This is a genomic window from Vibrio sp. B181a, from assembly GCF_030248375.1.
In the GTDB taxonomy this organism is placed as follows: domain Bacteria; phylum Pseudomonadota; class Gammaproteobacteria; order Enterobacterales; family Vibrionaceae; genus Vibrio; species Vibrio campbellii.
In genome coordinates, this window is sequence record NZ_JAHGAD010000141.1 from 1 (window position 1) to 3357 (window position 3357).

General features: G+C 40.8%; 6 protein-coding genes. 3 read left to right on the forward strand and 3 right to left on the reverse strand.

Annotation, left to right across the window (positions count from 1 at the left end; genetic code table 11):
* Positions 1-137: 137 nt before the first annotated feature.
* Positions 138-518: a DUF4087 domain-containing protein gene (locus KIO97_RS26675; protein ID WP_058666943.1), complete on the reverse strand. Its 381-nt coding sequence runs from the start codon at positions 516-518 to the stop codon at positions 138-140.
* A 134-nt stretch (positions 519-652) separates the two neighbouring features.
* Positions 653-1417, reverse strand: coding sequence for an ATP-binding protein (locus KIO97_RS26685; protein ID WP_285384421.1), 765 nt, complete (start codon positions 1415-1417; stop codon positions 653-655).
* 270 nt (positions 1418-1687) lie between these two features.
* On the opposite strand from KIO97_RS26685, the gene KIO97_RS26695 reads away from it, so the two are divergent.
* A complete protein-coding gene (locus KIO97_RS26695) occupies positions 1688-1990 on the forward strand; it encodes a hypothetical protein (RefSeq protein WP_238812422.1) in 303 nt (100 codons plus the stop codon).
* Positions 1991-2208: 218 nt separating this feature from the next.
* On the opposite strand, the gene KIO97_RS26705 is transcribed toward KIO97_RS26695, so the two are convergent.
* Positions 2209-2508 (reverse strand): hypothetical protein, encoded by a 300-nt coding sequence (locus tag KIO97_RS26705; RefSeq protein WP_005536942.1) that lies wholly within the window; start codon positions 2506-2508, stop codon positions 2209-2211.
* Positions 2509-2743: 235 nt separating this feature from the next.
* Here KIO97_RS26705 and KIO97_RS26710 point away from each other — a divergent pair, with 235 nt between their 5' ends.
* Both KIO97_RS26710 and KIO97_RS26715 read left to right on the forward strand, forming a co-directional pair.
* Positions 2744-2986 carry a type II toxin-antitoxin system Phd/YefM family antitoxin gene (locus KIO97_RS26710; protein WP_045957228.1) on the forward strand — a complete coding sequence of 81 codons (243 nt, stop codon included), beginning with the start codon at positions 2744-2746 and terminating at the stop codon, positions 2984-2986.
* Positions 2987-2992: 6 nt separating this feature from the next.
* On the forward strand, positions 2993-3289 hold the full coding sequence (locus tag KIO97_RS26715; protein ID WP_191118276.1) for a type II toxin-antitoxin system RelE/ParE family toxin: 297 nt from the start codon (positions 2993-2995) through the stop codon (positions 3287-3289).
* Positions 3290-3357: the final 68 nt, after the last annotated feature.

Consider the following 3357-nt stretch of genomic DNA (forward strand, 5'->3'; position numbering starts at 1 on the left):
CTTTTGCCATTTAACGCCTTGTTAAGGGGTGAGCAACGCAATACCGAAGCCGCCGCATACCACCTTAGTCACTAAAACTAACGCATAGTAAAAATGCCACGCGTTGCGAATCCCTCTTGAACAATTTGTTAGGCGAATTACTTAAAAGGCAGTGGAATATCTTTCGTTATGGATATGTCTTCTAAACACTGCTTTAAAGGTAACTGCTTGGATTTATGGATTGTTGTAATCGAATTTTTCTCTTCGTCTACGTCCACTGTTAAACAAGCACAACTAAAACCATAGCTTCGATTTGTTCTAACAAATTCATTTTCATTTGCAGTCGCTTGATAAAGCAGTTCCATCGATTTATCGTCCAATGCACTTGAAGTACCTTGGACTGATATATCCCACGATCCATCGCGATCAATCAACCACATATTGGCAGGAGAAGGATTTTCAAGCCATCCACATCGAGTCTCTTCTGCCGTCGCTGCTAATGCAGAAAACATCCCCAAAATAACAATCAAAAATCTCATTATTTACTCCATTCGCCTAACGCCCTGTTAAGGTGTGAGCAACGCAATACCGAAGTTCCCGCATACCACCTTAAACACTAAAACTAACGCATAGTAAAAATGCCACGCGTTGCGAATCACTCTTAAACAGATTGTTAGTTGTTTTTTTGCATACGCTCTAGAATATAGTCTTGTAGAGCTAAACCTTTTAATTTTTGCTTGCAGCCATTTACTCGAACCCAAGTGTCACCAGATGAATTGAAATACAAACCAATGGTATTTGACTTTGGGACGTTTACTTCAAAAACATACCCACTCTCGGTATTTATCACTGAGTGAAATCTAACGGTGATTTTTGTTGGATCTATTGCTGGCTGAATCGTACCAATCTTAGCGTTAACTACTTTGTTTATTTCGTCCTTTTGTGCCGTTGATAGATGCAAACTTTTCACCTTACCATCATCGCAAATGCCCCAGAAAATACTACCACCAGATCCGTTAAGGAATGCAACCACGTATTCGTCAACCAAGTTCTGGATAGATTTAGCAGGGTTACTTCCTTTTACTTCTTTAAACTCATGGGTCAAATCTTCTTCTAGAGAACAAACCTCACCCTCAATGAATCTATGCTGAACATTATCAGCAACGATTTCCAGTTCATCAGGAAGAGACTCAAAAAACATTCTAAGTTTTTTAATGCTCCCCGAACTCATACGGACAGACTGAGACATTTTATTTATAGAGCCACAACTCGCGATCAAAGAATCTAGTTGTTCAAGTGCTCTAGTTTTACCAACCAGTTGACCCCAAGTTTCAATTTGTCTATTCCGTTGAGGACCACTTTGCAAACCGCCGGGATAATACCTATCGTTGATTACTTCAAACGCGATAGCTAAATCCCAGTTCTTATTAATGATCACAATTGCTTCCTATTATTCCGAAGTTTGGTAAAACAACTAACGCCCTGCTAAGGGGTGAGCAACGCAATACCGATACCGATACCGCTGCATACCACCTTAATCACTAAATTCAACGCATAGTAAAAATGCCACGCGTTGCGAATCCCTCTTGAGCAGTTTGTTAGTCGCGAGGCACCGAGCGACAATTTTAAGCCGAACTAAATTTTGCAAACAACAAATTTTATGTGCTTGATGCACTTAAGTCAGGCGTAGTCTAAAAGCGGCTATTCAATGAAACCACTTGGAACAACCAACGCCGCTGAAAACGGACTGGCAACACCAACAAGCGCTTTTGGAAAACCAATCTCACAGTGCGGACTTTCAACAAAGTTACTGAAACCACGTGGAACTAACCACACCAGAGAAAACGTCATTTCAGCGAGTAAATCGGCTTTTGTACCAACAAACTCACCGAGCGGAGTTGCAACCAAAAACAGACTCTCGATTGCCCTGCTCTGTCAGCACCAAAGAACAAAACAAGCGCTAGGACACTTGCAAAACTTTGGACTTAGAACAGCAGAAACTGAGTTTTGACCATCGACGATGAATCTGTGTACCAAACAAACAGCTGCCAAATTTTGAGCTCAGAAACATGATTTTGATTGCTAGCTTTTTCTGGCGACTAACGCCCTGTTAAGGGGTGAGCAACGCAATACAGAAGTCGCCGCATACCGCCTTAAACACTAAAACCAACGCATGATGAAAATGCCACGCGTTGCGAATCCCTCTTGAACAGTTTGTTAGAGCGCAACTCACAGGTTGAACAGAACTTTCAAAAGAGAATTAACCAAGGAAGAAACTCCTAGAAATAGTACTACTGGCAAGCCTATCGCTATTATCAGTTTAAACTCAACAAATTGACCTACAACGGCATCACCATACCTACCACCCAGAAACTTTCTCGATTCATCACCTACTGTCGATTTGACTTCATCTGTAACTGTCTTGCGATCTTTACCGATGAATTCTCTAAACAGCATGAAGCCGAAAGGAGCGATAATAATGCCTGCGATAAGATATGAAATGTATTCAACTATATCGGTCATGTTCATACTTTTTTCTCCTGCGCTCTAACGCCGCGTTAAGTAGTGAACAACGCCACCACCCTTCCTAAACCATTGTGCCGTAAACACGAAAGCTGAATCAAACCGAAAATGCCGAGCGTTGCGAATCTGTCTTAAACGCTTTGTTAGTTTACCTTTCGCACAAATCGCGCGATTTAATTATATTGACCATTTTGTGCGACAAACTATAATCTTACTGTAATTCCATATTTGGAGATTGAGTATGCACACACTAACAGCAAATGATGCAAAGCGTAACTTTGGTGAGCTACTTCTAAGCGCCCAACGTGAGCCAGTAAAAATTAGCAAAAACAGTAAAGATGCCGTGGTGGTAATGTCTATTAAAGACTATGAAGAACTAGAGGCAATGAAAACTGATTACCTTAAACATTGTTTCGAGTCAGCTAAACAAGACTTAGCACAAGGCAATGTAGTTGATGGTGAAGATTTCCTAAGCGCCTTGTAACCCACTATGCAAAAGAATAAATACAAACTAAGTAAATCGGCTCAGGCTCATTTACGAAAAATTAAAAGCTATACCGTCAACAACTTTTCTGAAATGCAGTGGAACAACTATAAAGATACATTGCTAACTGGGTTTCAAATGCTTGCCGACAATCCAGCCGTAGGTCGCAGTTGCGATGAGATTTATCCAAGCGGTTTCTATTTTCCAGTAGGAAAACACACAGCTTACTTTACAAAAGAAGACGGTTTTATTTTAGTTGTGGCTGTACTTGGTCAATCACAACTCCCACAAAACCACTTGTAGCGAAGACATCACCCGAAATAAAAACTAGGGTGATGATCTTGATTGGTAAACTAACGCGCAGTTAAGGT